Source organism: Pseudocitrobacter vendiensis, from assembly GCF_943590815.1.
In the GTDB taxonomy this organism is placed as follows: Bacteria; Pseudomonadota; Gammaproteobacteria; order Enterobacterales; family Enterobacteriaceae; genus Pseudocitrobacter; species Pseudocitrobacter vendiensis.
On record NZ_CALSBS010000013.1, the window covers coordinates 19,186 to 46,118 of the forward strand.

At 63.8% G+C, this 26,933-nt stretch carries 31 protein-coding genes; 21 read left to right on the forward strand and 10 right to left on the reverse strand.

Going from position 1 to position 26,933, the window contains the following annotated elements; genetic code table 11:
- Positions 1–3: 3 nt before the first annotated feature.
- The 3 genes from NMC31_RS14430 (at position 4) to NMC31_RS14440 (ending at position 3,429) form a co-directional block, all read left to right on the forward strand.
- A complete protein-coding gene (locus tag NMC31_RS14430; protein WP_006379606.1) occupies positions 4–2,073 on the forward strand; it encodes a ParB/RepB/Spo0J family partition protein in 2,070 nt (689 codons plus the stop codon).
- A 61-nt stretch (positions 2,074–2,134) separates the two neighbouring features.
- Complete coding sequence (locus NMC31_RS14435; protein ID WP_016487839.1) at positions 2,135–2,344, forward strand: hypothetical protein; 210 nt, start codon at positions 2,135–2,137, stop codon at positions 2,342–2,344.
- Positions 2,345–3,114: 770 nt separating this feature from the next.
- The gene (locus NMC31_RS14440; RefSeq protein WP_001273857.1) at positions 3,115–3,429 is read left to right on the forward strand and encodes a DUF736 domain-containing protein; all 315 of its coding nucleotides are present in this window, start codon (positions 3,115–3,117) and stop codon (positions 3,427–3,429) included.
- Between the two features lie 312 nt (positions 3,430–3,741).
- Here the strand turns inward: NMC31_RS14440 and NMC31_RS14445 are convergent, their stop codons facing one another.
- On the reverse strand, positions 3,742–4,035 hold the full coding sequence (locus NMC31_RS14445; RefSeq protein WP_006379425.1) for a helix-turn-helix domain-containing protein: 294 nt from the start codon (positions 4,033–4,035) through the stop codon (positions 3,742–3,744).
- 287 nt (positions 4,036–4,322) lie between these two features.
- On the opposite strand from NMC31_RS14445, the gene NMC31_RS14450 reads away from it, so the two are divergent.
- The 9 genes from NMC31_RS14450 to NMC31_RS14490 all read left to right on the forward strand — a co-directional run bounded on the left by NMC31_RS14450 (position 4,323) and on the right by NMC31_RS14490 (position 11,772).
- Entirely contained in the window at positions 4,323–4,670 is a 348-nt protein-coding gene (locus NMC31_RS14450) for a DUF2958 domain-containing protein (protein ID WP_016487838.1), read from the forward strand.
- A gap of 342 nt (positions 4,671–5,012) precedes the next feature.
- On the forward strand, positions 5,013–5,783 hold the full coding sequence (locus NMC31_RS14455) for a DUF2285 domain-containing protein (protein WP_006379424.1): 771 nt from the start codon (positions 5,013–5,015) through the stop codon (positions 5,781–5,783).
- A 111-nt stretch (positions 5,784–5,894) separates the two neighbouring features.
- Positions 5,895–6,179: a helix-turn-helix transcriptional regulator gene (locus tag NMC31_RS14460; protein ID WP_001247107.1), complete on the forward strand. Its 285-nt coding sequence runs from the start codon at positions 5,895–5,897 to the stop codon at positions 6,177–6,179.
- Positions 6,180–6,205: 26 nt separating this feature from the next.
- Positions 6,206–7,051, forward strand: a complete 846-nt coding sequence (locus tag NMC31_RS14465; RefSeq protein ID WP_022652188.1) for a replication initiator protein A — start codon at positions 6,206–6,208, stop codon at positions 7,049–7,051.
- Positions 7,052–7,292: 241 nt separating this feature from the next.
- On the forward strand, positions 7,293–7,931 hold the full coding sequence (gene parA, locus NMC31_RS14470; protein ID WP_003092312.1) for a ParA family partition ATPase: 639 nt from the start codon (positions 7,293–7,295) through the stop codon (positions 7,929–7,931).
- The gene (locus NMC31_RS14475; RefSeq protein WP_022652187.1) at positions 7,928–8,191 is read left to right on the forward strand and encodes a hypothetical protein; all 264 of its coding nucleotides are present in this window, start codon (positions 7,928–7,930) and stop codon (positions 8,189–8,191) included. Before parA ends, NMC31_RS14475 begins: the two co-directional genes overlap by 4 nt.
- The gene (locus tag NMC31_RS14480) at positions 8,188–8,745 is read left to right on the forward strand and encodes a DUF2840 domain-containing protein (RefSeq protein WP_006379346.1); all 558 of its coding nucleotides are present in this window, start codon (positions 8,188–8,190) and stop codon (positions 8,743–8,745) included. The genes NMC31_RS14475 and NMC31_RS14480 overlap by 4 nt, the downstream gene beginning before the upstream one ends.
- On the forward strand, positions 8,742–9,329 hold the full coding sequence (locus tag NMC31_RS14485; protein WP_006379345.1) for a S26 family signal peptidase: 588 nt from the start codon (positions 8,742–8,744) through the stop codon (positions 9,327–9,329). The genes NMC31_RS14480 and NMC31_RS14485 overlap by 4 nt, the downstream gene beginning before the upstream one ends.
- Before the next feature lie 448 nt (positions 9,330–9,777).
- Positions 9,778–11,772, forward strand: coding sequence for a relaxase/mobilization nuclease and DUF3363 domain-containing protein (locus NMC31_RS14490; protein WP_016487835.1), 1,995 nt, complete (start codon positions 9,778–9,780; stop codon positions 11,770–11,772).
- Positions 11,773–11,847: 75 nt separating this feature from the next.
- Here the strand turns inward: NMC31_RS14490 and NMC31_RS14495 are convergent, their stop codons facing one another.
- From NMC31_RS14495 to NMC31_RS14520, 6 genes are all read right to left on the reverse strand, one after another.
- Positions 11,848–12,453 carry an ABC-type transport auxiliary lipoprotein family protein gene (locus tag NMC31_RS14495; protein WP_223231737.1) on the reverse strand — a complete coding sequence of 202 codons (606 nt, stop codon included), beginning with the start codon at positions 12,451–12,453 and terminating at the stop codon, positions 11,848–11,850.
- A gap of 92 nt (positions 12,454–12,545) precedes the next feature.
- On the reverse strand, positions 12,546–13,475 hold the full coding sequence (locus NMC31_RS14500) for an MlaD family protein (RefSeq protein WP_016487833.1): 930 nt from the start codon (positions 13,473–13,475) through the stop codon (positions 12,546–12,548).
- A 91-nt stretch (positions 13,476–13,566) separates the two neighbouring features.
- On the reverse strand, positions 13,567–14,388 hold the full coding sequence (locus tag NMC31_RS14505; RefSeq protein WP_016487832.1) for an ABC transporter ATP-binding protein: 822 nt from the start codon (positions 14,386–14,388) through the stop codon (positions 13,567–13,569).
- Positions 14,385–15,542: an MlaE family ABC transporter permease gene (locus NMC31_RS14510; protein ID WP_016487831.1), complete on the reverse strand. Its 1,158-nt coding sequence runs from the start codon at positions 15,540–15,542 to the stop codon at positions 14,385–14,387. The genes NMC31_RS14505 and NMC31_RS14510 overlap by 4 nt, the downstream gene beginning before the upstream one ends.
- A complete protein-coding gene (locus NMC31_RS14515) occupies positions 15,539–16,159 on the reverse strand; it encodes a DUF3313 family protein (protein WP_016487830.1) in 621 nt (206 codons plus the stop codon). Before NMC31_RS14515 ends, NMC31_RS14510 begins: the two co-directional genes overlap by 4 nt.
- Positions 16,160–16,174: 15 nt before the next feature.
- Positions 16,175–16,663, reverse strand: coding sequence for a TetR family transcriptional regulator (locus NMC31_RS14520; protein ID WP_022652185.1), 489 nt, complete (start codon positions 16,661–16,663; stop codon positions 16,175–16,177).
- 101 nt (positions 16,664–16,764) lie between these two features.
- On the opposite strand from NMC31_RS14520, the gene NMC31_RS14525 reads away from it, so the two are divergent.
- The 4 genes from NMC31_RS14525 to NMC31_RS14540 all read left to right on the forward strand — a co-directional run bounded on the left by NMC31_RS14525 (position 16,765) and on the right by NMC31_RS14540 (position 19,835).
- Positions 16,765–18,168, forward strand: coding sequence for an efflux transporter outer membrane subunit (locus NMC31_RS14525; protein ID WP_016487825.1), 1,404 nt, complete (start codon positions 16,765–16,767; stop codon positions 18,166–18,168).
- Positions 18,169–18,257: 89 nt separating this feature from the next.
- Positions 18,258–19,163, forward strand: coding sequence for a LysR family transcriptional regulator (locus NMC31_RS14530; protein WP_006378999.1), 906 nt, complete (start codon positions 18,258–18,260; stop codon positions 19,161–19,163).
- Positions 19,164–19,195: 32 nt separating this feature from the next.
- Positions 19,196–19,459: an EexN family lipoprotein gene (locus NMC31_RS14535; RefSeq protein WP_016487824.1), complete on the forward strand. Its 264-nt coding sequence runs from the start codon at positions 19,196–19,198 to the stop codon at positions 19,457–19,459.
- A 58-nt stretch (positions 19,460–19,517) separates the two neighbouring features.
- Complete coding sequence (locus NMC31_RS14540) at positions 19,518–19,835, forward strand: DMT family transporter (protein ID WP_000539741.1); 318 nt, start codon at positions 19,518–19,520, stop codon at positions 19,833–19,835.
- Between the two features lie 335 nt (positions 19,836–20,170).
- Here NMC31_RS14540 and NMC31_RS14545 read toward each other — a convergent pair whose 3' ends face one another.
- The 3 genes from NMC31_RS14545 to NMC31_RS14555 all read right to left on the reverse strand — a co-directional run bounded on the left by NMC31_RS14545 (position 20,171) and on the right by NMC31_RS14555 (position 22,438).
- Positions 20,171–20,677, reverse strand: a complete 507-nt coding sequence (locus tag NMC31_RS14545; protein ID WP_006378996.1) for a type 1 glutamine amidotransferase family protein — start codon at positions 20,675–20,677, stop codon at positions 20,171–20,173.
- A 44-nt stretch (positions 20,678–20,721) separates the two neighbouring features.
- A complete protein-coding gene (locus NMC31_RS14550; protein WP_016487823.1) occupies positions 20,722–21,252 on the reverse strand; it encodes an SRPBCC family protein in 531 nt (176 codons plus the stop codon).
- A 280-nt stretch (positions 21,253–21,532) separates the two neighbouring features.
- On the reverse strand, positions 21,533–22,438 hold the full coding sequence (locus NMC31_RS14555) for a LysR family transcriptional regulator (protein WP_006378991.1): 906 nt from the start codon (positions 22,436–22,438) through the stop codon (positions 21,533–21,535).
- Positions 22,439–22,744: 306 nt separating this feature from the next.
- Between NMC31_RS14555 and NMC31_RS14560 the strand changes: the two genes are divergently transcribed.
- The 5 genes from NMC31_RS14560 to NMC31_RS14580 are packed head-to-tail and all read left to right on the forward strand — an operon-like array spanning position 22,745 to position 26,930.
- Positions 22,745–24,742, forward strand: coding sequence for a conjugal transfer protein TraG (locus NMC31_RS14560; RefSeq protein WP_016487822.1), 1,998 nt, complete (start codon positions 22,745–22,747; stop codon positions 24,740–24,742).
- Complete coding sequence (locus tag NMC31_RS14565) at positions 24,739–25,215, forward strand: CopG family transcriptional regulator (protein ID WP_006378865.1); 477 nt, start codon at positions 24,739–24,741, stop codon at positions 25,213–25,215. Before NMC31_RS14560 ends, NMC31_RS14565 begins: the two co-directional genes overlap by 4 nt.
- Positions 25,212–26,291, forward strand: a complete 1,080-nt coding sequence (trbB, locus tag NMC31_RS14570) for a P-type conjugative transfer ATPase TrbB (protein ID WP_022652184.1) — start codon at positions 25,212–25,214, stop codon at positions 26,289–26,291. Before NMC31_RS14565 ends, trbB begins: the two co-directional genes overlap by 4 nt.
- Complete coding sequence (locus tag NMC31_RS14575) at positions 26,278–26,664, forward strand: TrbC/VirB2 family type IV secretion system protein (protein WP_006378803.1); 387 nt, start codon at positions 26,278–26,280, stop codon at positions 26,662–26,664. Before trbB ends, NMC31_RS14575 begins: the two co-directional genes overlap by 14 nt.
- A complete protein-coding gene (locus tag NMC31_RS14580) occupies positions 26,661–26,930 on the forward strand; it encodes a VirB3 family type IV secretion system protein (protein WP_006378802.1) in 270 nt (89 codons plus the stop codon). The genes NMC31_RS14575 and NMC31_RS14580 overlap by 4 nt, the downstream gene beginning before the upstream one ends.
- The last annotated feature ends 3 nt before the right edge of the window (positions 26,931–26,933 follow it).

Consider the following 26,933-nt stretch of genomic DNA (forward strand, 5'->3'; position numbering starts at 1 on the left):
ACCATGAACGCCGTTACCCAAACCGAAGCCCGCGCCATCAACACCGCCGCCGCTATCCCGCTGGAAGCCGCTGACCCGACCAAGAACCTGATTCTGGTTCCGCTGTCGCGGCTGGTGTCGCGCCCCACTGGCCGCAACGTGCGCAAGACCCCGCGCATGTCCATTCCCGAACTCGCCGCCAGCATCCAGCGTGTCGGCCTGCTGCAAAACCTCATCGTGATTGCCGCCGCCGACGGCGAGCATTACGAAGTCGTGGCCGGTGGCCGTCGCCTCGCAGCGTTGAAGCTGCTGGCGAAGAAGCACCGCATCAGCAAGGAATGGGAGGTGCCTTGCCTGCAGGTGGCCGATGGCACCGCACGCACGGCCAGCCTGACCGAGAACGTGCAGCGCGAAGCCATGCACCCCGCCGACCAGTTCGAGGCGTTCGCCGCGCTGGTGGCCGAAGGCCGCAGCATCGAGGATATCGCAGCGGATTTTTCCGTCACGCCGCTGGTGGTGCAGCGCCGCTTGAAACTCGCCAACGTCTCGCCGCGCCTGCTGGCCGACTATCGCGCCGAGGCCGTGAGCCTTGACCAGTTGATGGCCCTTGCCATCACCGACGACCACGCCGCGCAGGAAGCCGCGTTCTACGATGCGCCGACATGGCAGCGCAGCCCGCACAACCTGCGCGACCGTCTGACCGAACGCGAAATCGACGCCTACCGGCATCCGCTGGTGCGCTTTGTCGGGCTGGACGGCTACGAGCAGGAAGGCGGTGGCATCCGCCGCGACCTGTTCGCGGAGGGCGACAAAGGCGTGTATCTGACCGATGCCGCACTGCTGGAACGGCTGGCGCAGGACAAGCTGGCAGGTATCGCCGCCAAGGTGCAGGCCGAGGGCTGGGCGTGGGTGGATGCCACGCCGGGCATGACCCATGCCGATCTGCAAGCCTTCCAGCGTGCGCCAAGGGAACGCCGCAGTCCGAACAAGCGCGACGCGCAGCGCATCGAGAAGCTGCAAACCAAGCTGCACGAACTGGCCGAAGCCGTGGATGCCGCGCTGGACGACGAAGACGAAGAAAAGGCCGATGCCTTGCAGGAAGAAGGCGAACGCCTGGGCGAGCAGTTGCAGGCGCTGGAAGAAGGCTTGCTGGACTATGCGGCCAATGTGAAGGCCGCAGCCGGTGCCATCGTCACCATCGACCGCGACGGGCAGGCCGCGATTCATCGCGGGCTGCTGCGCGAAGCCGAAGCCAAGGCGCTGCGCACGCTGGAACGACTGCGGCAGGGTTTCGGCAGCGAAGGCGAAGCCGCAAACGAGGACGAAGGCGAGGACGACGAGCAGCCCAAGACCGCCACCATGTCCGACCGACTGGCGCAGCGGTTGAGCGCGCACCGTACCGCCGCGCTGCAAATCGAAGTGGCCCGGCATCCGCAAGCCGCGCTGGCCGCCGTGGTGCATGGCATGGTGCAGACCGTCTTGCAGGAAAGCCACTACGGCCACGACCTGCCGCTGGGCGTGCGCCTCACGGTGCAAGACCGGCTGGAAGGCATGGCCCCGGACTGGCCGGAATCACCCGCCGCCGTGGCGCTGCGCGAACTGCAACAGGTGGCAGGCGAAACCTTGCCGGAGGACAGCGCCGAACTGTTCGCCGCGCTGCTGGCGAAATCACAGGATGAACTGGTGCGGCTGCTGGCCGTGTGCTTAGCTTCCACGGTGGACGTGGTGACGCCTCGCGCCACGCCGCACCAGCCCGGCGCGGAACTGGCGCAGGCCGTGGGGCTGGATATGGCCGCGTGGTGGCAGCCCACCAATGAGGGTTACTTCCGGCATGTGCCGAAGGCCGCGATTCTGGAAGCCGTTGGCGGGTTCGCGCCCTCGCACGTCACCCGACTGGCGAAGTTGAAGAAGGGCGACATTGCCAGCGAAGCCGAACGGCTCGCCGCTGGCACCGGCTGGATGCCCGCCATCTTCCGCACCGAAGGCCCGCAGCAGGCCGGGCAGGACGCGCCGGCGGATGGCGAAGCCGAAGCACAGGAAGAAGCGGCCGCCGTGGCGGATGTCCAGCCGCAGGCCGAGGCTTTGGCCGCGTGACTTCGCACCGTAGATAGCGCCCCGGTTCCGGCCGGGGCGCTTCATATTGAGGATGCCTGCCATGACCCACCAACCCGCAAACCGCCCCCGTATGGCTGCGACCTATGCCTCCGGCACGGTGCGCGCCCGCCGCTGGCACGGCGACGGCGACGTGCGCGGCTACCGTCCGCCGCGTGGCTGGACGGCCCGCGCCGACCTGACCGATCTGCATCCCCTCACGGGCCGCGCCTTGCCGCGCGCCGTGTGGTGGATCATCGAAACCAAGAAATAACGAGCCGCACCGGCCCCAAGCCGTGCCGCCTTGGGGCCGGTGGTCGAAAACTCCGGGCGCGGCGGTGGCCGCGCCCGGTTTCACTGCTAAAAAAAAGCCCCATCGCCGCCTTCGGTCGGCGGCGATGGGGCCACGCACAAGGGCGCTCGTGCGCGAAATCCACGAAGCCAGCAAGTGTGGCGGCGCATCGCGCCGCCAACGATTCGACCGAGCCCCGCCGCAATGGGCGGGGCTGGTGTGGCTACGCCCCGGCTTGCTGCGGCAGGTTGCACGAAAGCGTGCCGTCCCCGACGCTGGCGGTTCGTTGTCTGTACGTCACGAAAGACGGTTCACCGACACGCCGCCCAGCCTCGCTTCTATGGAGCTTCCACACCACGCCTCAGTATGTGGCCGTGAGCTGCGGCAGGGGCGCTCTGGCCTTGTCGTCGGGGCATTGACCTGGCCCGCGTCAGGGCGCAAGCCGGTGCAGCCGTCACGCGGGGATGCCGAGTTGGCCACGTCTCCATTCGGGAGCGGGCGGCCTGTGCGTCCTTGTCTTGTTGTGAATCCTGGCGGTGGCGCGGCTGCGCCTTGGGCTTCATGGCCGCAACCTTGCAGCGAAAACAATTTCCCCTGCGCTGCGCGCATTCCTCGCGGGACAAATTCTTTTCGCTTCCAGGTTCTCCACGTTGTTGCGACCGCTGCGCGGTGCGACCAGCCCATCCCCCGCCGGCCGGATCACAACAAGGACGCACTGGCGCGACCTTGTTCAACCCGAAAGGAGAAACATCATGGCTAACATCGGCACCTTCACCGCAGAGAAAGACGGCTTCACCGGCACGCTTCGCACCCTGACGCTCAACGTCAAGGTCAAGCTGGTTCCCAACGACAAGGGCGACACCGAGAACGCCCCCGACTTCCACCTGCAAGCGGCTGGCCACGAAGTCGGCGCAGCGTGGAAGAAGACCAGCGAGGCCGGGCGGGAATACCTGTCCGTATCCATCGACGACCCTTCGTTCCCGGCGACGGTCTATGCCCGCCTGATCGAGAACGAGGACGGCACGCACGACCTGATCTGGTCGCGCAACAAGCCGAAGGCGGCCTGACAGCCGCTTACCGCGTCCCGCCCACTGCGGCGGGGCGCGATGCTGCTGATCGCAGCACCGCACGCGCAGGATTTCTGCTGCTGCCGCGTGCTGGATACGCCCGTCACCGCGGGCCTGCATGCGTGCCTTGTGGCTCGCAATCCGTGTCAACGAGCGGTGTGTGGCGTGTCGGCGCTGTAAGCGCCGCCGGGCTTTCGGGCTTCGCCCCGTGCCGGCAAGCCGTCACGGCCATCCGGCTTCAATCCCTCACGCCTTCGCGCCTGCGGCGCTGCGCGCTCCGCTTGCTGCAATTCAGTACCACACGCCAACGCGCTACGGCGTGTCGGGCTCTTCCAATATCGCCCTGAGTTCCTGGCGCACCTGTGCCAGCAATTCATCAGCTTCGCGGGTGCTGTCACCGGCATAAGCCAATGTGAGCAGCGTGAGCGGATGCACTTCCATGACCTCGCACAGATCGGCCAGCTTCTGGATGGTTGGGCTTTTCAGGTCGCGCTCCAGCGTGCTCATGTAGGTGCGACTGGACACGTTGGAGAACGCTTCCTGGCTCAAACCACGCGCCTTCCTTACCGTCCGAATCGCCGCTGCCAATGAGTTCTTCGCTGCCACCTATGGTTTCCCCAAAAAACCAAGATGACAGCCCATTGCGCCCTATAGGACTACAATCTATAGTGTTCATTTGGTGGTGATGTTTTCCTTTTCCGTGCTTTTACGGAGATCCGCATCTGCGGATTTCCTCAGACCCAGGGAACCGCGTCCGTGTCTTTCCTGACTTCCACCAATACGCCTTCGTGCCTCTCCGCTTTTGCGGCTTCGTGCGCTTGCGCATACGTGCATCCGTCCGCAGGCACAGATGCGCCTCGGCGATTGCGTGTGTTCGTGGAAGGGGCGCGGCCTTGACCACGCTTGTCACCGAGGAAGACCGGGTGCACCTACTGGCCCACGGCCTCACCCGCGCCGCAGGCCAGGAATGTGACCCGCTGCCCGTGGTGCGCCTGTTCACACCGGACGCACATGCGACCTGGCTATTGGCCGCGCTCGATCCGACCGATGGCGATACGGCCTACGGCCTGATCGACCTCGGGATCGGGATGCCTGCCCTGGCGACGGTGAAGCTGTCCGATCTGGCGTCCATCGTCGGGCCGCTCAAGCAGCCCGTGATACGAGATCGGTACTTCCAGCCGACGCGGCCGCTGTCGGAATACGTTCGACTGGCTCAGGAAAACGGTTCGATCACCGATTGACGCATTCCAGCGCGACCAGGCAAAAAGTATCGCATTGTGACTATTTCGGTCTTAGCCAAGACCTGGCAAGTCTTGATCCGCATGCTTGCACCAGGGTGGTGCGCTCCTGACCAAAACAGTCATGATGCCAGGCGCGAGATTCGGCACGGTGTTCAATGCTGCACCCCATTTCCGGGCGGTGCAGTCGTCGCATTTAGACGATTTCGGCAATGCACTGGAGCGAATCTGTCTTGACACCAGCAGTTAAAGCGTAACCCGAGTTTGATGACCACTTGATGGCGATTCGATAGCTCCCGCACAGCGGAATTGTGGCGACGTTCCCAGAAACAGGGAGGTTTCGCCATGACTGACCGCAGCAGCCAACACTGGTATCCCACGGCCGCGTATCTCTACACGCTGCACCTCGATGGCCCAGCGCTGGCTTGGGAGTATTTGCGCAGGAATGCAAGCTACCGGCGCGACTGGCTACGCCGGCGTCGCAAGCCAGATGCGGCGCAGGCCTGGGGCCTGCGCCTGCTGGAAGATCCCGGCCTGGATGCGCGCGATGCACATCCTGCTTGGTTCCCCGATCACGACGGCGTGGTGCAGCTATACCCCGACGCCGACCCACCACCCGATGCGCATACCTTCGAGTTCTGGCGCATTCCTGGGCGCAAGCAACTGACCCACGACGGCAAGCGCCTGGTGCTTGTATCGCATTGGCCAGGCTGCTGCGTTCGGCTCGCACTCGCACCCGACCTAGAAGATGGCTCGGCCTATCTCTACGCCACACGCGCCTGCGCCACGCCCTGTGCGCGCTACCGCACGCTCGCTGCGAAGCTGGATGCGCTATCTGCCGCAACCGTGGCCGCGCCTGTGGCAACAGCCCGCTCTCGCCCCACGCCCGCCGCGCTGCTGGAACTGCATACCTTGCAAGCGCTCGACGCGACCCTCGCGGGAGCCTCTTTGCGCGAAGTGGCCGAAGGTCTGTTCGGCGCGGATGCCGTCGCGGCCGACTGGCACAAAGACAGTGCATTGCGTGCCCGCGTGCGGCGGCTGGTACGCCGCGGCGATGAGCTGATGCACGGCGGCTACCGCCGACTAGCGCAGCTTCCAATGTTCCCGTCGCATTAGGGGGGACGTTTCTCGACCCGTGCGAATCGTCCCTTAGCAAGAAGCCTTGCTTTCTTGAGAGTGCCTCTATCCGGCCGCGTGGTGTGGCCGGGCTTGATGGAGGTACATCCCATGCGACCTGCTCCCTCGCGGCCTGCCGCCGCTGCCGTCACTGCGACCTCGCAGCCTCAACGCTACCTGACAAACGACGAAGCCGCCGACTACCTGCGGCTGTCGCCGCGCACGCTGGAGAAGCAGCGGGTGATCGGCGGCGGCCCCAAGTTCCGCAAGTTCGGCCGCCGCGTCATGTACGCGGTGTCCGACCTCGATGCCTGGGCCGACCAGCGCAGCTACGAGGCCACGTCCGATCCCGAATACGCCGAGCGCCACGCGGGCGACTACCGTGATGGCCGCTGATCGTCGGCGCGTGGGTGGCCTTCGCCATGTCCAGCCCGCCAGGGCAAGCCTTGCCGCAGCGCGAACAGCTCGATCTGTTCCGAGCGCTGCCGGGCGACATGGCGCCACGCGATTCCCAGGACTTGATGGCCTTTCCGTTCTTCTCGCTTGCCAAGTCGCGGCGCACGGCGCCGATCGACTTCCGCAGCGGGAACGTCACCATTCGCGTGGAAGGCACGCAGGAGCACGGCATCGCAACGATATGGGATGCCGACGTGCTGATATGGGCCGCCTCGCAGATCGTGGAGGCGCGCGACGCGGGCCTGCGCCCGTCGCGCTGGATACGCGCCACGCCTTACGAGATTTTGCGCTTCATCGGGCGCGGCACGTCCCTCAACGACTACCAGCGCCTGAAGGCCGCCCTCGACCGGCTGCAATCGACCACGGTGGCCACGTCCATCCGCGAAACCACGGGAAGGCGCTTGCATCGCTTCTCGTGGATCAACGAGTGGAAGGAACTCGCCGACGCCAGCGGCACCCCGCTGGGCATCGAGCTGATCTTGCCGGACTGGTTCTATGCCGGCGTGCTCGACGCCGCCCTGGTGCTGACCATCGACCCGGCCTATTTCCGCTTGAAAGGCGGTATCGAACGCTGGCTGTACCGCCTGGTGCGCAAGCATGGCGGGCGGCAGGAGCACGGCTGGCAATTCGACTTCCGACACCTGTACCGCAAATCCGGCAGCGCGGCCCGCTTCTCGGACTTCGCCTACGACGTGCGCGCCCTGGTGGCGCGGCAGTCGTTGCCCGGCTACGTCCTCGGCATCGAGCGGATGCCGGACGACAACACCGAGCTGCTGACCTTCCGGCCCGTGCCGCACGCGGCACGGGGATAACTGCGGGAGAACCTGTGGACGGCCTCGTGCTATCAGGAGTACCGGGTATCGTGCTATCAGGAGTACGACCCTCGTGCTATCAGGAGTACGAAAACGCCGGAAAGCCAACAACGGCGCGGGTTTGCGTTCCCTCTAACTTACCTAACAAGAAATACATAACTTTTAGTAGAAGCGCGCCGTTTCGGTGGACAACCACGAAATGGCACGCCCAGGCCGGCTTTCCAGCTCGGAGGGCCGCGCCATGATCTTCGCGTTTCTCAACCAGAAAGGCGGCGTCGGCAAGACCACGCTCGCCACGCACATCGCCGGCGAACTGGCGATGCGCGGCCTGCATGTCATCCTGCTGGATGCCGACCCGCAGGGGTCATCGCTCGACTGGACGCAGCGGCGTAGCCAGCAGGGCCTGCCCCGTCTGTTCAGCGCCGTGGGCCTTGCCCGCGAAACGCTGCATCAGGAAGCGCCAGAACTCGCCAGGCGGGCCGATCACATCATCATCGACGGCCCGCCGCGCATCGCCGCCCTCGCGCGCTCCGCGCTGCTGGCGGCCGAGCGCGTGCTGATCCCCGTGCAGCCCAGCCCCTACGACGTATGGGCTTCTGCCGAGATGGTCGCACTGATCCGCGAAGCACAGGTGTTCCGGCCAGCGCTACGCGCGGCCTTCGTCATCAACCGGCGCGTCAGCACCACCATCATCGGCAGGGAGGCACGGCAATCGCTGGCCGAACAGCCGCTGCCCGCGCTGCGCTCGGAGATCCACCAGCGCATCGTCTTTGCCGACAGCGTAGCCGCTGGCCGGCTCGCCCGCGAAACCGCGCCCGACAGCGCCGCTGCCCGCGAGATCGCCGCGCTCACCGACGAACTGCTGCGGTGGCCGACATGACTGGAAAGCCATCACCACGCAGCAAGCGCGTCGGCATCGGTGTACGTCCCCCAGCGAATCCGCACGCCGAAGCGTGGATTCGCCAGGGCGACGCAGATGCCTTGCAGAAAGGCGACCTCTACACCGCTCGACTGACGCTTGACATCACGCCCGCCATGCGGGCGCGCATCAAGGTGTCGGCCTTCACGCGAGGCGTGACCGTAGCCGAACTGCTGCGCAGCCTGCTGGAGCGGGAGTTTCCCCCGGAGGGCACGCCGTGAACGCATCCGCTTCGACCGCCCACACCCCCAAAGCAAGTGCGCCCACGGCTGCACCGCCGCCGGCGCCTTCGACACTCGCCGGCCAGGCCGGCAACGTGCCGCTGACGCGCGTGGCGCTGACCTACATCGAACCCCGCTTCAAGCTCTACCTGCGCTTCGGCGAACCGGCGCGCACGCTCCAGCTCGACCGCTGGCGGCGCTGCGCCGTGTTCCTGCCGAACGCGGTTCTGTGCCGCATCCGTTGGCAGGCCAACGACTACGGCACGATCCGCTGGCAGCTCATGGTGATGCAGACCGCCACGCCGCTGGACGCCGTGCAACGCATCCCCGGCGTGCAGCCGGGCGCGCGTCTGCTGTTGCACGCCGAAGGCGATGCCAACGTTCGCGCCGTGCTGGAACGCATCGACGACATCGAGGCGCTGGGCATCGCAGCCGCAGACACATCGCCCGCGTACTGGCGCACGCTCGCGAACCGGCTCGCAGCGCGCTCGGCGTTACCCACATACACCACAGAACGGCACGCCGCCTGGCTGGCAGGGAGGGCATTGCCATGACCACGATTTCCACGACCGGCCCCGTGCCGCATCCTCGCTCGCGCCTGCGCACTCGCCTCGTGCTGGCAGGCTTCGCCACCGTCGGCCTCGCTGCGCTGGCCTGGGCTGCGTTCGTGCAGCCCCTGCCGCGAATGGCCTACAACCCGTCCGACAGCGTGGCGGTCGGTTGGTATCGCATCGAACCGTTCGACCCGCGCACCGCCTCGCGGCCACGTCCGCTGTCCGTGGACAGCATCGTGCTGGTGCCGCTGCCCGACAGGGCCGCCATGCTGGCTGCGCAGCGCAGTTACCTACCGACCCGCGTTCCGCTGCTCAAACGTGTGGGCGCAGTCGCGCCACAACACGTCTGCATCGTCGCCGGCCAGGTTCGCATCGACGGCGTGCCGGTGGCCGCCGCCCTGCCTGCCGACCGGCAGGGCCGACCGCTGCCATCCTTGCAGCTTTGCCGCCGTCTCGAACCGGGCGAACTGTTCCTCTTGAGCGTGACCAACCCAGCGTCGTTCGACAGCCGCTATTTCGGGCCGGTCAGTGCATCCACCGCGATCGGCGTTGCGCATCCGATCTGGCTGGAGACACGTCCATGATGGCCGCCGATTCGCTGCACTTTGCCGCGCCTCTCATCGTGCCATCGGGCATGTCGTTCTACTGTTCGTCGCCTTGTCATCGCACGTGCAGTGCGGGTGCATTCGCACCGCACTTCGCGCTGCCTTCGGCGCAGCCGTCCAACGTGCAGGCGTCTTGCCTCGAACGCGCCTGGCCTGCGGCCATTGGCGTGTTCGCCGGCGGGCTGGCTGCTGGTGCAGCAGCGCCGCCGGGCCGCCGATGCCCGGAGCGGGAGCGAGGGGCAAAGGCGGAAGGCAAGACAAAAGGACGCGGCACCGGGCCGCGTCGAAGGCCTGTCTGCACATGGGGGTGGCGCGGCACGGAGCGGCTTTGCCGCCGTGCCGCGTGGGGCGCGAGGCCCGCGCCAATGCAGGCATGTCCGCGTGCTTCGCACGCCCGGAGACGCCGGAGCTTGCCAGGGGCGCTGCCATGACCGACCGCCGCGACGACGATTTCCGGGTGCGCCCTGGCGCGCCGAAGAACCGAGGCAAAGGCCAGGGCCAGAGCTTCGTTTCCAAGGTGCTCAAGCGGGCTGGCAAAGCCAGCGGCGGCAAGTCGGCGGTGCGCCGTCCTGTCGCTGGCGGGAGCGGCCAGCACGCGGGCCAGCGGCCCGGCTCACGGCTTGGGCGCGGCCATACGGCAGCGCGCTTCGCAGGTGCAAAGCTGACACCCATGTCACGGCGCGTGACCGTCAAGACGCTGCTGGTCAACCAGCGCAACGCCAGCCCGCAGTCGCTCGCCAAGCACCTGCGCTACATCGAGCGCGACGGTGCCGGCCGGGACGGCGAGCCGGGCCGTGCCTACGGGCCGCAGACCGACCATGCCGACCTCGATGCCTTCAAGGAACGCTGCCAGGACGACCGACACCATTTCCGTTTCATTGTTTCCCCGGAAGACGGAGCCGAGCTGGACGACCTGCGCACCTACACCCGGCACCTGATGAACCGCATGGAGGCCGACCTGGGAACGCGGCTGGATTGGGTGGCGGTCGATCACTGGAACACCGACAACCCGCACACGCACCTGATCGTGCGCGGACGCGACGATACCGGCAGAGACCTCGTCATCGCGGGCGACTACATCGCCCACGGCTTCCGCCATCGCGCCGCCGAGCTGGCGACGGAATGGCTGGGGCCGCGCACCGAACTGGAGATCCAGCAGACCTGGCAGCGCGAGGTGAAGCAAGAGCGGTGGACGAGCCTCGACCGCACGTTGCAGCGCGAGGTCGGCGAGGATGACCGGGTGCGGATCGAACGCTTCAACGAACCGACGTTGCAACGCCAGCGCCTGCTACTGATCGGCCGGCTGCAACGCTTGCAGCGGCTCGGCCTGGCCGACGAGGTGCAGCCCAGCACCTGGGCCATCCATGCCGACGCTGAGAAGACCCTGCGTGCCCTGGGCGAGCGTGGCGACATCATCCGCACCATGCAGCGCGCCATGAGCGGCCAGCCGCGCGAGCTGGCGGTATTCGAGCCGGCCGACGACGGCCGTACCCTCGTCGGCCGCGTGGCCGCCAAGGGGCTGGCCGACGAGCTGCACGACCGCGGCTATCTGGTCATCGACGGCGTGGACGGCAAGGCCCACTACGTCGCTTTGAACGCCCGCGACGAACTGGCGAGCTACCCCACCGGCGCGGTGGTGGAGGTGCGTGGTTCTGCCGAGGTACGGGCGGCGGACAAGAACATCGCCGCACTGGCGAGCGATGGCCTGTACCGTACCGATCATCACCTGGCGATCGAGCAAGGCCGAGCCAAGCCCGGCCGCGACCCGCAGGAAGTCGTCGCGGCCCACGTCCGACGGCTGGAAGCCCTGCGCCGGGCCGGCATCGTGGAGCGCGTGGCGGAAGGGCTATGGAAAGTGCCGGACGACCTATCCGAGCGTGGGCGCCAGTACGATGCGCAGCGACTGGGCGGCGTGGCCGTGGACCTGAAATCTCACCTGCCGATCGAGCGGCAGGCCCGCGTGATCGGCGCCACCTGGCTCGACCAGCAACTGATCGGCGGCGGCCGGGGATTGGGCGACCTGGGCTTTGGTGGCGATGCCAAGCAAGCCTTGCAGCAGCGCGCCGACTTCCTCGAAGAACAGGGGCTGGCCCAGCGGCGTGGGCAGCGGGTGATTCTCTCCCGGAATCTGCTGGAAACGCTGCGCAATCGGGAGCTGGCGCAGGCCGCCCAGCACATTGCCGCCGATAGTGGGTTGGAGCATCGGCACGTCACAGACGGGCAGCGCGTAGCCGGCATCTACCGGCGCTCGGTCATTCTCGCCAGCGGTCGCTATGCGCTGCTCGATGACGGCATGGGGTTCAGTCTGGTGCCTTGGCGGCCGATAATCGAGCCACGACTGGGGCAGCAGATCGCCGCGACTGTACGCGGCGGCGGTGTGTCATGGGAGGTTGGACGGCAACGAGGTCCTGGGATTGGATAGGGGCCGTAGGCTGTCGTACCGAGTTAAGGTGTCGAGCAGCGTTCTGGCCCTAGCTTCTGTGCTCCGTTAAGGCGACTAGTCTGTGCTTATCGCCGACGCTGTGGGTGCATGGTTGCTTGCCGATTCCGGTGCAACTCGCAAACGCGCTGCCCCGACCTGAACTGCCCATTCAACGATCTGCCCGGCCAACACGTCCGTCGCGACACCGAACGCGCTCACCACATCTGCCTCTCGCTTGCTGCCTGTAGCTTGGATTGCTTCGAAGCGTCTACTGGCAATAGCAGTCCGTTTGGCCGGATCGACCAGTTGCACATCGAGCCGAACCCGAACCGCGGCGATCGCTTCAGTGCCGCGGTATTCGAGCTGGAACGCCCGTAGCGTACTGCGCAACTCCATATCGGCGCTCATTGGCGTGCTATCGGTAATCACCGAAGTCGACCGCCCATCGCGCATGAAGGCTTCGACGATTCGGTCGCGTAGCAGCACCGGTGCGGGGTCGGCCCAACGCACTCCTTGCCAAGCCGACAAGCGACCATCGGGCTGCGCAATGAAAAGCCGCTCCGAATCCAGGACGCGACTACTCTCAGGGGCGTAGACGCGCAGCGCCCCAGGTCCAGGAACGGCGCGTGGCGTACTCTCCGCCTGGGCGATGTGATAGTCGGGCAGTTTGTAGGTGACCATTGGAGCTGTTTTGGGAAGCACACTGCACGCGGACAAGCCGAGTACTAGCGTCATAGTCGCGGCAGCGACGGGAATCATCCTGGCGGAAGTGTTCACGGCTTGGTTTCCTCAATGTTCTCTCCACCGAGCAGGTATTGCGCCGGATTGCGATCCAGTCGGCGCAGCACGGTGTTTAGATTGGCCAGCGCCTGCTGGAGTTCGTGCATGGCAGGGCCTGTGGCGGCCATGCCTTGGTTCAGCGATTCCTGATTGTTTTGCAGTAGCGTCTCAACCCTGAAAGCGGCGCGTTCGAGGGATGCCGTTGCATCACGCGTGTTCACCATGATTTGCTTACCATCGTTATTTAGTAGCAGGTTGGCATCGCGAAGAGTGCTATTTGCTTGGCGCACGGCAGCTGTCGATTCTCTGCTTGCTTCGGTCAGATTGCTGATTAACGTCGCGATCTCGGCCCTCTGGTCAGCGACCGCGCCCGTAGTCTGTTCGAGATTCACTAGACTGCGGTGCACAAGAGCCAAATTCTCCTTCGACAGTAACTCCTGCGTGCGCAGCAAGATGCCGTTGAGTGTCGTCATGCTGTTACCCTCGCCGGAGACCAGGGATGCCATCGCCGAACGTGGCGCGAGGATCAACGGTTCCTCGTCCTCTTTCCGATCCAGCAATGGCACGTTTGGCCCACCGTCGCTCAACTCGATCACCGCGTTGCCGGTAATTCCCGTGATGACCAATTCAGCGCGGGTATCCTGCCGGACCGGGATGGTGGCATTGATACGCACGCGCGCTATCGCCCGCCTTGGGTCAGGCGGCGAAAGAGAAAGTGCAACGACTTCGCCAATCGTGATTCCGCTGTACTGAACCTGGCTGCCGGGCGTAAGCCCGGTCACTGGCTCATCGAACATGATCCGGTAATACTGGTAATCGTGGTCGGAACGTGTGTCGCTGAGCCAGAGCGCGAAGCCGATACCAATCGCACCGAGCAGCACGACGAACAGACCAATGAATACATGATGGGCACGTGGCTCCATGATCAGACCACCTCGTTTTCAGAGTGTAAATATTGCGTGCGCCCAGCCCAATGCGTGCGCGACGGAAGAATGATGCAGATGCGGAAGGGTTTCATGGCTGCGTCTCTTGGCTGGAAGCACCAGTGGCCTGTGCGGCCGCACGGCCACGGGGGCCGTGAAAGTATTCCTGTATCCACGGGTGCTTGAATCGCTCGACTGCCTCGATGCCGTCGTTGATGAGTACCTTCTGGTTCGCCAGGACCGCGACACGGTCGCATATGGTGTACAGCGTATCGAGGTCGTGGGTTACCAGAAACACCGTGAGACCCAGTGCATTGCGCAGGGTCAGAATCAATTGGTCGAAAGATGCAGCCCCGATTGGATCCAGTCCTGCGGTGGGTTCGTCAAGAAACAGGATGTTCGCATCAAGCGCCAAGGCTCTCGCCAGTGCTGCTCGTTTCACCATGCCTCCGGACAACGAGGCCGGATATTTGTCTCCCGCTCCGGCAGGCAACCCCACCAAGCCCAGCTTGCTTCTTGCCAAACGCTCGGCAAGAGGCCGCGCCAGACCGACATGCTCGATTAAAGGAAGAGCGACGTTCTCCAAGACGGTCAGCGATGAATACAACGCGCCCTTCTGGAACAGAATGCCGAACCTTCGCTCCATACGCGCGCGTGCAAGCCATTGGGCTCGCAGTAGGTCGCGCCCCCCGATACGGACCACGCCCGAATGCGGCTTCTGCAGCCCGACGATGCTACGCAAGAGCACGGATTTCCCGGTGCCTGATCCTCCCACCACGCCAAGGATTTCCCCGCGTCGCACGTCCAGGTCCAGGTCCTGATGGACCTGCTGGGTTCCAAACCTGTTGTCTAGGCCGCGCACTTCAATAGCGTGTCGCACACCGTTGTCGGTGTCTTCCTTCACCGCGCTCACCAGCCCATCTCCATGAAGAACAGTGCAGCGATGGCATCGATCAGGATCACCATGAAGATTGATTGCACAACACTAGAAGTCGTGTGGTCGCCTACCGACTCAGCGCTACCGGCGACCTTGAACCCTTCATGGCAGCCGATAGCGGCGATCATCACCGCGAAGAGCGGGGACTTGCTCATTCCGACAAGAAAATGGCGCACCTCGATTTTTTCCTGCACGATGGCAAGGAACTGTGCAGGAGGAATCTCCAAGCTCAGTGCGCATACAGTGGCGCCGCCCACAATGCCAGCCAAGATGCCTACTAATGTGAGCAGTGGCAAGGACACAAGAAGCGCCAGCACGCGTGGCAGCACCAGCAACTCGATGGGGTCGAGCGCGTTGGAGCGAAGCGCATCGATCTCTTCATTTGCCTTCATCGAACCGATTTGGGCGGTATACGCGCTTGCGGTACGGCCTGCAATCAATATGGCCGGGAGCAGCACTCCGAACTCGCGCATGAACGAGAAGGCGACCAGATGCACCGAGAAGATGCTCGCACCGAAGTTGGCCAGCACCGTTGCGCCCAGGAACGCCACCACCATTCCTACCATGAAGCTCAGTAGCGCCACGATGGGAATGGCGTCCACCGCTGACCGCTGGATTTGAGCGATCACCGAGGTCGTGCGCCAGCGACGCGGGTGACGAACGGTACGGCTCCATGTTTCGATGATCTGACCCACGAACCCGGCCAGACCAAGACACGCACGACAGCCCTGTTCCACGGTCAGGCCTATGCGTCCCAGACCGCGGAGCAGAGGATTCCCGCTCACCGCTGCTTTGTCCGTCTTCTGCTGAGCGGTAGCAGCGGCGGCAAGCGCTTTCATTAGGGCGAGGCGATCCGGGGACAGATTTGGAGCTGCCTCCGGCCGGTCGAGTATCGAGTCTGGCCCGAGAATTTCCACCAGCAGAGCCGCGCCGGCGGTGTCCAGTCTCTGGACTTGCGTCCAGTCGAGCAAGGGAGTGGCGTACCCCTCGGCATGGCTGATGCGGGCGGCGGACACGGATTTTGCCAGACTGGCGTAGTGCTCTATCGTCCAGTCGCCACCCGCCAGCCATTTGTGATCACCGCCGACCATGGCATCCTGCCGGAGCCAAGCCTGTGAAGCGTTGCTCATGGCTGCGTGTCCCGCCAAGCGCTGTCGATGCGCTCGATGCAGTTCGTGATCGCCGCTTTGGCATGACCCAGCAATGTGTACGAACCGGCGAACTCTTTAATGACGTTGCCGCGCTCGAAGCAACTGGCGGCAGCAACGCGTCGTCCCGTACTTACATCGACTGCTTCGAACTCTAGGCTGGCACCGCCCGTCGTCACGGGTCCAACCAGCAGGGTCGTCATTGCATTGACTGCCCGATTCGGTGTCTGCAGTTCGGTGACCGCTACACGCACCCGAACCTGTCCCGTGCCACCTGGGGTGGCGGGACTTTTGCCTTCCTGGCGTTTCAGTTCGCTCGTCACATGGTCTAGCACTTCACGCTGCTGCGCGTCATCGAGCCCATCGATGCGACCCGAGGCGGTCTTGATCTGCGCATCTTCCACCACGACAGCGGCATAACGCTTGGGCTCGAATCCCGCTGCGCGGTACATCAGTACGTTCTCGTATCGTGTCGGCGATAACTTCTCGTAGTCGCCGAGAAATCCGGAGCGCGTCATGCTGTTGGTCGCGCATCCAGAGAGCGCGGCTGCTACGCAAAAAAAAATGCCGCCGCGGATCAATGCAGTTTTGCTCTTCATAATGGGTCTCCTTGATCAAACGAAACTAAGACAGGCAATGCCTGCTGCGATGAGGGCGGTGCCAGACCAGCGCGTCACTGATGCGAGATCGCCTAGCAAGAGGGCGCCGATACCCAAGTTTCCAAGTAGCCCGATTCCTGCCCAGGCTGCAGAGGCCGCGCTGATCGGAATCCGCTTGAGCGCGAGCCACAAATCTCCGGCAAACCTGCGCTCGTGATTGGCTTGTACCGCGTCGAACGCCCGGATCATCTCGTCGATCAGTGTCACGAACAAATCGCGTTTGGTCTTGAAATGATAGAGAAACGCCCCTTTGCTCAACCCGGCCCGCACGACGACGGCGTCCAGCGTCAGACGACTGGCGCCTTCCTCCAGCACCAGTTCGCGAGCGGCCTGCAGGATGCGCTCGCGAGTTAGCTGGGCTCCTTGCTGGAGAACGGGCTGCGCATCGGTGCTGCTATGGGCGGTGGACGGGGGGGGCAACTTTGTTTTCGCGCGAGGCGGCATGGTCGTGCTCCAAAAAAAGCTTGAGTCATATACAGTCCAGTCGGTATAGTAGAAGGCGTAAAACAGTCCGTCAAGACTTTTTCGGAATGCAAGGACCTGCCATGTCTCAAATTCTTGAACGCTATCGCCTCATGGCCATGATTTCGCCGCTAATGCTTCTTGCGGCTTGCAGCCATGCTCCGCACTCTGCCGATCCGCCTCGCCTGGATGTACCGGCCCATTTCTCAAATGAAGAGGGAGGTGAAGGCATCCTGGACAAATCATCCCGCCGTACTCTTCCCGTCGACTGGTGGACGGCCTACGGCGATCCACAGCTCAATGTCCTAGTCCGGGCGGCGCTGGAGCGCAACACCGAACTGTCGATTGCGCGCGCGCGCGTCGACGAGGCCTCGGCCGCCACGCGGCGAGCACGGGCCTCCCTGCTCCCCTCGTTGTCCGCGGGCACGCAGGCAACTCGAGGACGCGACTATTCAGAGAACGTTGCGATCGGCAATGATGGCCGCGCCACGTTGTCTGCATCGTGGGAGGCAGACCTGTCGGGGCGGCTTTCGCAGGCAGCAGAAGGTGCGCGCCTGGATGCGGTGGCAGCCGAACAAGCGTGGGTTGCCACGCGTTGGCAGGTCGCGTTTGAAACAGTGTCGGCGGCTGTGCAGCAGCGCCAAGCCAGTGAACTCGAAGCGCTCGCCACGGCGCGGCTGGCATCCGCCGAGCGACTCGTCTTGCTGACACAACGGAAGTTCGAGGCCGGACAAGCTACCGGCTTCGACATCGAGCGAACCCGCTCCGGCGTCGTCGCACTGCGTGTGGAGCAAGAGCAACTTCGGCGTGCGCGCGGCGAGGCGACGCATGCACTTGATGTACTAGCGGGACAAACGCCCGGAGCGTCTGCAGCTTCTCCGACTCTTGCTTCACTCGCCGCCCCCAATTGGACACCGACACGCATACCTGCGGACCTGCTGAGTGAGCGGCCCGACGTGCGCGCCGCCGAAGCGAAGTTCGCAGCCGAAACCGCGCGCTGGAACGCAGCCGAAGGCGAACGCTTCCCTAAGCTGGTGTTGGACCTGAGCGGCGGACGGCAGCGCGTTGAGAGTGCGGGGACGCGCATTACCGGCAACATTTTTTCACTTGGGGCCGGGGTTTCGTTGCCGATCTTCGATGGTGGCGCGATCCGTGCCGGCATCGAGACCGGAGAGGCGCGCAGCCGAGCTGCGCGCGCGGAGTTCGAGCGCACTTTGTTGAGTGCATTGCAGGACGTAGAGAACGCATACCTCGGTTGGCATACGCAGCACGCCGCACTGGAGCATCAGACCGAGGGGGTCGCAGTCGCGGAGCGTCAGCTCGATCGCAGCCGCCGTCTGTTTGAGGCGGGACAAGTGGACGCCACGGTGGTGGCCGAGGCTGAGGCGGGGGTGATGTCAGCGCAGGCTTCGCTGATCCGCACGCGGGCCGAGACAGCCGTGCAATGGGGTGTGCTGGCAAAAGCACTATCCGGCCCACCTGTTTGATCGGGGAAGCTTGCTGGAGCAGCTTGCGAAGGCTAGATAGCGTGGCGCAAGGCGAAGGTGGTGAGGCCTAAGTGAGGAGGAATGCGAACATGGAAATTCGGCATCTGCGCTACTTTCTAGCGGTGGCAGAGGAACTGCACTTTGCCCGAGCCGCAGAGCGCCTCCACATCGAGACATCGCCGCTGTCGCGCGCCATCAAAGAGCTTGAAGAGGAGTTGGGCGTAGCGCTATTTGCGAGAACCACTCGGAGCACCCGCTTGACTCGTGCAGGCAGACTCTTCTTTGAGAGCGTACCCCGTGTCTTCGCAGCTTTGCAGCAGGCGCGCGACAGTGTGAACGCCGCAGCCAATGGCTTTCATTGCCAGCTCCGTATTGCATTGTCTGATGGAATCACGCCATCGCGCCTGCCTGCGTTGTTGGCGCTCTGCCGGCAGGAAGAGCCGGAAGTGGAAGTTCGCTTCTTCGAAGTGCCTTTGTCACAGCAAATCAAGGGATTGTGTGGCGAACTGTACGATCTCGGCTTCGCTCAATCGGATGAAGTCGGCGAAGGCATCATCGCCGTGCCGGTGTGGAGTGACCCTCTGATGGTAGCTGTGCCCGCACGGCACCCCTTGCTATCCCACAAACAGATTCCCCTGGAAGAGCTGTTGCGGTATCCGCTGGTGCTCTGCGACGCGGTGGCGTGTGAGGGCCATGCTCGGCAAGTTGAACGGGTGCTACGTCGCGTGGACATTGAGCCTCTAATTGCCGAACGCGTGACTTCCAGCGATCTAATGATGGTCCTGGTTTCGGCGGGACTTGCACTAGGCCTCACAGGAGGTGCGCATATTACTGCCAGCAGGGAACAGGGTGTGGTCGCACGGCCGCTGACTGGAGGTTCGCCCATGCTCACGACCTATCTGCTACGACCGGCCAGCGAGCCGTCAGAAATACTGACTCGCTTCATGGAACGCGTTCATTCGATCAAATCTCCAGACGCCAAAAGTCGGCGGTAAACCATCACACAATCTCCCAAGGAAACTTAACCATGAAGAAGATTGCTCTCATATTGCTTTCCTCGACACTGGCAGCCTGCAGCCCATCCGGGAAACCAGATAAAGGCAACCTTCCGACGGTCGATGAATTAGCGCTCAATCCTGAGCGGCTGAAAAAGTTGCGCCAGCAATGCAAGTTGGATCGTCCTATGCTGGGCGACCAACTATGTAACCGGGTTGCCGAGGCTACGCGAAAGCGCTTTTACGAAGATGGCGATGTGCCCTACACCACACCTAAAGAGCCGCCGAAGTTCTAAGCTGGTGGTCACGCTGGAGTATGTATGCCGGATATGAAAAACTTGAAGGAGAATTGCAATGGGCTGGATCTATCTTGTTTTGGCTGGATTGTTTGAAATCGGATGGCCGGTCGGGCTGAAAATGGCGCAAGAGCCAACATCGCGTTGGAGTGGGGTCGCAGTAGCCGTCTCTTTCATGACAATTAGCGGCGCCTTCCTATGGCTTGCTCAGCGTCAGATACCGATTGGGACTGCTTATGCGGTGTGGACGGGTATCGGAGCGGCGGGAACGTTCTTAGTCGGAATTCATTTCTATGGCGACCCAACCTCCCTGATGCGATACCTTGGCGTGGCGCTGATCATCCTGGGCGTTATCACGCTCAAGTTATCGAGTTGAGTACTAGCTCCTTTGATAGCGTAGTCACTGGGACACCCTGCGACACAGACTGGATCGGGTTCTGGGAACTCGCACGGTCACCTCCTCCTAGTCGTTATATGTGGTGAGCTTGCCGCAGCCTCGGGAGAGTTCGAGCCAGTGCGCGTAAGGCGGTGGAGCAGCCATTCCGGGTGCTCCACCTTCAGCTCCTGCAAAGGTGGAGAAAGAGTGTGGGTTGGCTAGCATGGCGCGGCCAAGAATCACCAAACCCATCTACCTGCCAGCGATCACGTGCTCGGCCATTCGCGGATCGTCGATGCCCCAACTCACTGCCACAGGTAGCCCAGTCTCGCGGCTCATGCGTTTGGCAAAGGGGCTGACGCGACGGCCGGCAACCAGCGGCTGGCCATTCGCTTCCTTGACATTAACCAGTCCGGCTCGGCCGTGGCAGGCCGCCGCGACCACCCTGCCGTCAGCCCAAGCGCCCGACAGCAGATTGACGAGCGCCCCGCTCCGGGTAAGTCCCACATGGTGCCATGGCCGCCGGGCAGGAACATCACCGCACCCCCTTCCGGGGCGATGCTGTCGATCTTCAGCGAGCCTTCGAGCTTGTCCATCGACACCTTGTCATCGAGGAAGCATTCCACGCTCGGCGGGTTCATGCCTTCGCTCGCTATGGAATGAGGATCCACCGGAATCTCGCCGCCGGCGATTGACGCAATATCCACATTGGCACCTGCATCGACCAAGGCGTAGTACGGGGTGGACTGTTCCTCGAACCACACGCCGGTCAGGCGCGGGTCGTCGCCCATCGTTGCCTGCGAAGTCAAAACCAGCAGAATCTCGAGGGGAGTTCCCATCATGGTTTTCTCAGTTCAGACGCTTGGGATCAAGCGGCCAGCGACCATTACGCCTGCTTGGCTTTGCGCGCTGTCTCGACCAAGCTGTCGAGCCAGTCCTGATGGCCGTTGATCATCGGGTTGGGTTTGGCGTTGTGCAGCTCCTCGGCCGGCTTGCCCTTCTGCGTTTCCTGCGTGAGGATGCGCACGCGCCCGCCGTCCAGGTTCTCGACCAGCCAGGCGTGATGCACATCCAGGCGCGTATCTGTGCCTTCCTCGCCGGACCAGCCGTGCCAGGCCACGCGGCCGGGTTGCCCATCCGCAGGTGCCACGTACTCGTTGCACTGCCCCTCTACCGGGAAGCCGAAGGTCTCGAAATAAAATCGATCGCCGTCGGCCAGTACCGGGCCTTTGCCGCCATGAAAGCGCACGTTAGCCGAGTTGGCGTAGTAGCTTGGCCACAGCGATGGTGTGACGAGTAGCGGCCATACGTCGGCCGCGCTCAAGCCGGCGGCGATGATCTCATTAGAGGCGAAATTCTCAGTAAAGCCCGGCGTGTAGCCTTCGGGCCAGAGGATGGCGTTCTGTTGCTTGCTCATATCGAAGCTCCTTCACAAAATGTCAATGACGCAACAGGGGTGGCTGCGTCATTCAAGTGGTCATAGAGCAATCATGAGCCTCCCTGTGAAATAAGTGAAATCCTAATTTTTTATTTTTGAAATCATATAATTTGATATCAGCGTCTAGGTTCTGCCATCCGCCGACAAGGCTATCTCGCAGCGGTGCTACGAAAGGGTCCGTCTCCAATTGAGCCGGCTGATTGCATATTTGTAGTGCGAGGCAGAGTTGTGCTGAGCATGACGATGAGAGCCATCTTGCCTACTTGTTGTTAGCACAGGAAGTGAACAGCAGTGCTCGTATCCAGCGATGTGCTGGATCGTGATGGGTGCGTTCGTGCCAAGCAGCCGTCTTGGTGAACCCCGGTATCTTCATCGGCGGCAGGGAGATAGCCAGCTTGTCCATACCGGCGACCAAGCGGCTCGGCAAGATCGCGACCATGTCACTGGCACGCAGGATGTCTGGCAAGATCAGAAAGCTCTTGACCGACAGTGTGACGCTTCGTTGTTTGCCCAACTGTTCTAGCGCATCGTCGGTGACGCCGCGGAAACCTCCACCATCGTAGGAAACAAGCGCATGGTCGAGAGCACAGAACTGCTTAACTGTCAGCTTGCGCCCCATAGCCGCTGGATGGTCTTCCCGCAGGACACACACGTAGTGCTCCTTGAATAGCTCTCGGGCATGCAGATTTGGCGGAGTGATCTCTGGCGTCAGGAGGGCTAGATCGATTTGACCGCGCTCAAGCTGGTTCTGTAGCAGTCCGCTCTCGACTGGCACTAATGAGACTCGAACGCGCGGTGCGTGCTGTTTGAGTGCCGATAGAAATGGGACAGCAATGGCACGCAGCGCATAGTCCGTCGCGGCGATGGAGAAGGTCAGTTGTGCGGTGGCCGGGTCGAAAGAAGGTGGCTGGAGCAGCGCGTCGATTTCCGCTAGCACCTGTTTGACAGATATCCCTATGTCTAGCGCCCGCTGCGTCGGAACGATGCCCCGCTGCGCACGCGCGAACAGCGGGTCGCCGAAGCTTTCACGCAGCCGCGCAAGCATGCCGCTCAAGGCCGGTTGGGTTAGTCCAAGACGTGCTGCCGCCCGTGTCACGTTGCGTTCGTCCAACAATACGTCCAGCGCCTTGAGTAAGTTGAGATCCATGCTCTTGATATCTTTCATTCTTATCCAGATTTCAATAAATAATTCTTTCCCATGATATCTAGATTCTGCTCATGAGGGGAGCGAGACCCAGCGAGAATTTTTTTCTGGGCAACCTCTTGGAAACTCCAAATGCGCCATAGGGTGCTTTAGTTTGCGGCGTTTGTCTTCGACTCGCCCCGCCGCTCATTCTTTCTTTTCCCTCGACCGTTGTGCTCAAAACGGTCTTTGACGGGCACCCACGCGGCACCGATCCTCGCTCTATGCGGCACGTTCCTGTGCCGCTTTTGAACGAGGAATCAGTGCAGGGAAATCGGAGGCCAGTCAATGCAAGCTCAGGGCGTACTGTTCGGGCAGATCGCCGCCGTATTCGGCATCGTGATCGCCGGCGTGTGGGGTGCAACGCAATGGACAGCCGCCGCCCTGGGCTATCAACTACGCCTTGGCTCGCCATGGTTCGACTTCTTTGGAACCCCGGTCTATCACCCTTGGCGGCTGTTCGAGTGGTGGTTCTTCTTTGATGCCTACGCGCCGCACGTCTTCGATATCGGCGGGGCCATCGCGGGTGGAAGTGGTCTGGTGGCCGTGGTGGTCGCCATCGCCATGTCGGTGTGGCGCTCGCGGCAAGCGCGCCTTGTCACCACCTACGGTTCGGCACGCTGGGCCGATGCGGAAGACATACGCAAAGCTGGGCTGATCCAGCCCGACGGGGTTTTCCTCGGGCTGCATCGCGGCCAGTACCTCCGCCATGAAGGCCCGGAACACGTCCTGACCTTCGCACCAACGCGCTCGGGCAAGGGTGTGGGCCTGGTCGTTCCCACCTTGTTGAGTTGGCCCGCATCCGTCGTCGTTCACGACATCAAAGGCGAGAACTGGACGCTCACCGCAGGCTGGCGTTCGCGGTTTAGCCACTGCCTCCTGTTCAACCCCACGGATGCGCAGTCGGCAGCCTACAACCCGCTGCTGGAAGTGAGGCGCGGCGCGCACGAAGTGCGCGACGTGCAGAACGTGGCCGACATTCTTGTCGATCCCGATGGCGCACTCGAACGCCGGAACCATTGGGAAAAGACCAGTCACGCGCTGTTGGTCGGCGCCATCCTGCATGTGCTGTACGCAGGCGAGGACAAGACGCTGCGCGGCGTCGCCAACTTCCTCAGCGACCCGGCGTGTCCGTTCGAGCTGACGCTGCACCGGATGATGACGACGAAGCACCTGGGCGATGCGCCTCACCCGGTTGTCGCATCCGCTGCCCGCGAAGTGCTTAACAAGTCGGACAACGAGCGATCGGGCGTGCTCTCCACCGCCATGTCGTTTCTCGGCCTGTACCGCGACCCGACCGTGGCCGAAGTCACATCGCGCTGCGATTGGCGCATCGCCGACCTGATTTCCGCCGAGCACCCGGTATCGCTCTATCTGGTGGTGCCGCCCTCCGACATAAGCCGCACCAAGCCGCTGATCCGGCTCATCTTGAACCAGATCGGGCGGCGGCTGACCGAATCGCTCGACGGCAGCGATGGCATCGCGCGCCGGCACAAGCTGCTGCTGATGCTGGACGAGTTTCCGGCGCTGGGCCGCCTCGATTTTTTCGAGTCCGCGCTTGCCTTCATGGCCGGGTACGGCATCCGCAGCTTTCTCATCGCTCAAAGCCTGAACCAGATCGACAAGGCGTATGGGCAGAACCATTCCATCCTCGACAACTGCCATGTCCGGGTGACTTTCGCCACCAACGACGAAAGGACGGCGAAAAGGATTTCAGAAACCCTCGGCACCGCCACCGAGCTTCGCGCGCAGCGCAACTACGCCGGCCACCGGCTCGCTCCGTGGCTGGGGCACCTGATGGTGTCGCGTCAGGAAACTGCACGGCCGCTGTTGACGCCCGGCGAGGTGATGCAGCTTCCACCTGATGACGCCGTGGTCATGGTGTCCAGCGTCGCCCCGATCCGCGCGAAGAAGCTGCGCTACTACGCCGACGCCAATTTCAAGAATCGCGTCCTGCCACCGCCCGCGCTCGTAGCCGGGAGGTACGCCGACGCGCCGCCAGCCCGCCCCGACGACTGGAGCGGCTTGGCGATCCCGGCCGTACCTGCGGCGCCGGCCTCGGCATCCGCCGATGGCCTGGGCGGCACCGATGACGGCGGCCCACGCCGCCAGCCCGAACTCTCCGAAACCGTCGCCTACGACCCCGAGCCGGACGCACATGCGAACGACCTGGCGCTGCTCGATGACGACGACCTGGCGCTGCCGCTTCCCGGCCAGCTCGACCCGGCCATGCAGCGCACGGCCCGGCTGGCTTCCCTCGACCCCAACGACGGAATCGACCTATGAGCCAATACCGCCTCAATCTTTTCATCCAGCCCGAGCACGCCCAGCGCCTGGACGAACTGGCCGCCAAGAAAGGCGTGTCCAAGTCGTCCATCGTCGCAGCGGCCTTGGCGTCCTGGCTGTCGCCCGATGCTGGCGACCAGCGCGAGGCCGCCATTGCCAAGCGGTTGGATCGACTGTCGCGGCAGACCGAACGCCTGGAGCGCGACCAGAACATCCAGATCGAAACGCTGGCGCTGTTCATCCGCTACTTCCTGACCGTCAGCACGCCGGTGCCCGAAGCCCATCAGGATGCGGCACGCGCCCAGGGCAAGGTGCGCTTCGAGCAGTTCGTCGAACAGTTGGGTCGCCACCTTCTGCGTGGCCGCAGTCTGGTGCGCGACGTGGTGGAGGAACTGCACCCCGATCCGATGCAGATGGATGACGCAGCAGCGATGGCCTCCGCCCATGAACGAACTGCGGAGCGTGCGTCATGAGTGCCGTTCCACAGATCCAGCCCGAACCTCGCTCATCCGCAGCAGCGTCCCAGGATCGCCGCATCCAGATGCTGCGCACTGCAATGGGGCCGCTGATCGCCGCTGCGCTCGAAGACCCGGATGTGGTGGAAATCATGCTCAACCCCGATCGCACCCTGTGGGTGGATCGGCTGTCGTCGGGTCGCTCGCCGCTGGGCGTGGAGATGCCCGAGGCCGATGGTGAACGCATCATCCGCCTGGTCGCCGCGCATGTCGGCGCGGAGGTGCATCGCGGCCAGCCGCTCTTGACCGCCGAGTTGCCGGAAACCGGCGAGCGTTTCGAGGGCATCCTGCCTCCGGCCGCCCCGGGGCCAGCCTTCGCGCTACGCAAGCGGGCCGTGAGCATCATCGGCCTGGATCGCTACGTGGCCGACGGCATCCTGACCGCCGGGCAGGCCGAGTTCCTGCGCCGCGCCGTGCGCGAGCGGCAGAACATCCTAATCGCCGGCGGCACCAGCACCGGCAAGACCACGCTGGCGAACGCGCTGCTGGCCGAGATCGCCGCCACAGGCGACCGCGTGCTGGTGCTCGAAGACACCATCGAGCTGCAATGCGCGGCCCGCGACCATGTGCCGCTGCGCACCCGCGCCGGCGTCGTCACCATGACCGAGCTGGTGCGGGCCACGATGCGCCTGCGGCCTGACCGCGTGATCGTCGGCGAGGTGCGCGGCGGCGAAGCCCTCGACCTCATCAAAGTGTGGGGCACCGGCCACCCCGGCGGCATTGCGACCATCCATGCCGGCTCCGCGCTGGGCGCGTTGCTGCGCCTCGAACAGTTGATTCTCGAAGTCGCTGTGAATCCGCCGCGGGCGCTGATCGCCGAGGCGGTCAACGTCGTCATCAACATCGCCGGACGCGGCCGCAAGCGCCACGTCGAAACCATCGCCCGTGTCGTCGGCTTCGACGGCACCGGCTATCGCCTGGCGGACGCACTGGAAACGCCGTTTCCCGAGCTGACGCCGGTTCCTCTCGCAGCCGACGCCGCTGCACATTCCCGTCCCCCAACCAACTTGGAGAACTGCCATGACGCACGTTGATTCTTTCCGCTTTTCCGTAAATCCGCTTCCTCGCCTGTCCGGCCTGGCGCGGCTGCGCAGCCTCACCCGCCCTGCGAGGCAGGGGCTGCTGCTGGCCGCGCTGCTGCTGTTGCTGGCCGGAACGGCGCAAGCCGCCGGTTCCTCGATGCCGTGGGAGGGGCCCTTGCAGTCGATTCTGGAGTCGATCCAGGGGCCGGTGGCACGCATCGTCGCGGTCATCATCATCATCGCCACGGGCCTGGCGCTGGCCTTCGGCGACACCAGCGGCGGCTTTCGCAAGCTGATCCAGATCGTGTTCGGGTTGAGCATCGCGTTCGCCGCTTCCTCGTTCTTCCTGTCGTTCTTCTCGTTCTCCGGCGGGGCCGTCGTATGAGTACGGCCAGCGACCTTCCAGGCTTCGAGGTGCCGCTGCATCGCTCGCTGACCGAGCCAATCCTGCTGGGCGGCGCGCCGCGCACCGTGGCAATTGCCAACGGCACGCTGGCCGCCGCCGTCGGGCTGGGCCTGCAACTGTGGATTCCCGGCGTGGTGCTCTGGATCGTCGGCCACTCGCTGGCCGTATGGGGTGCGCGCGTCGATCCGCAGTTCATGCAGGTCTTCGCGCGGCATATCAAACACCGCCCGCTTCTGGACGTGTGAGGG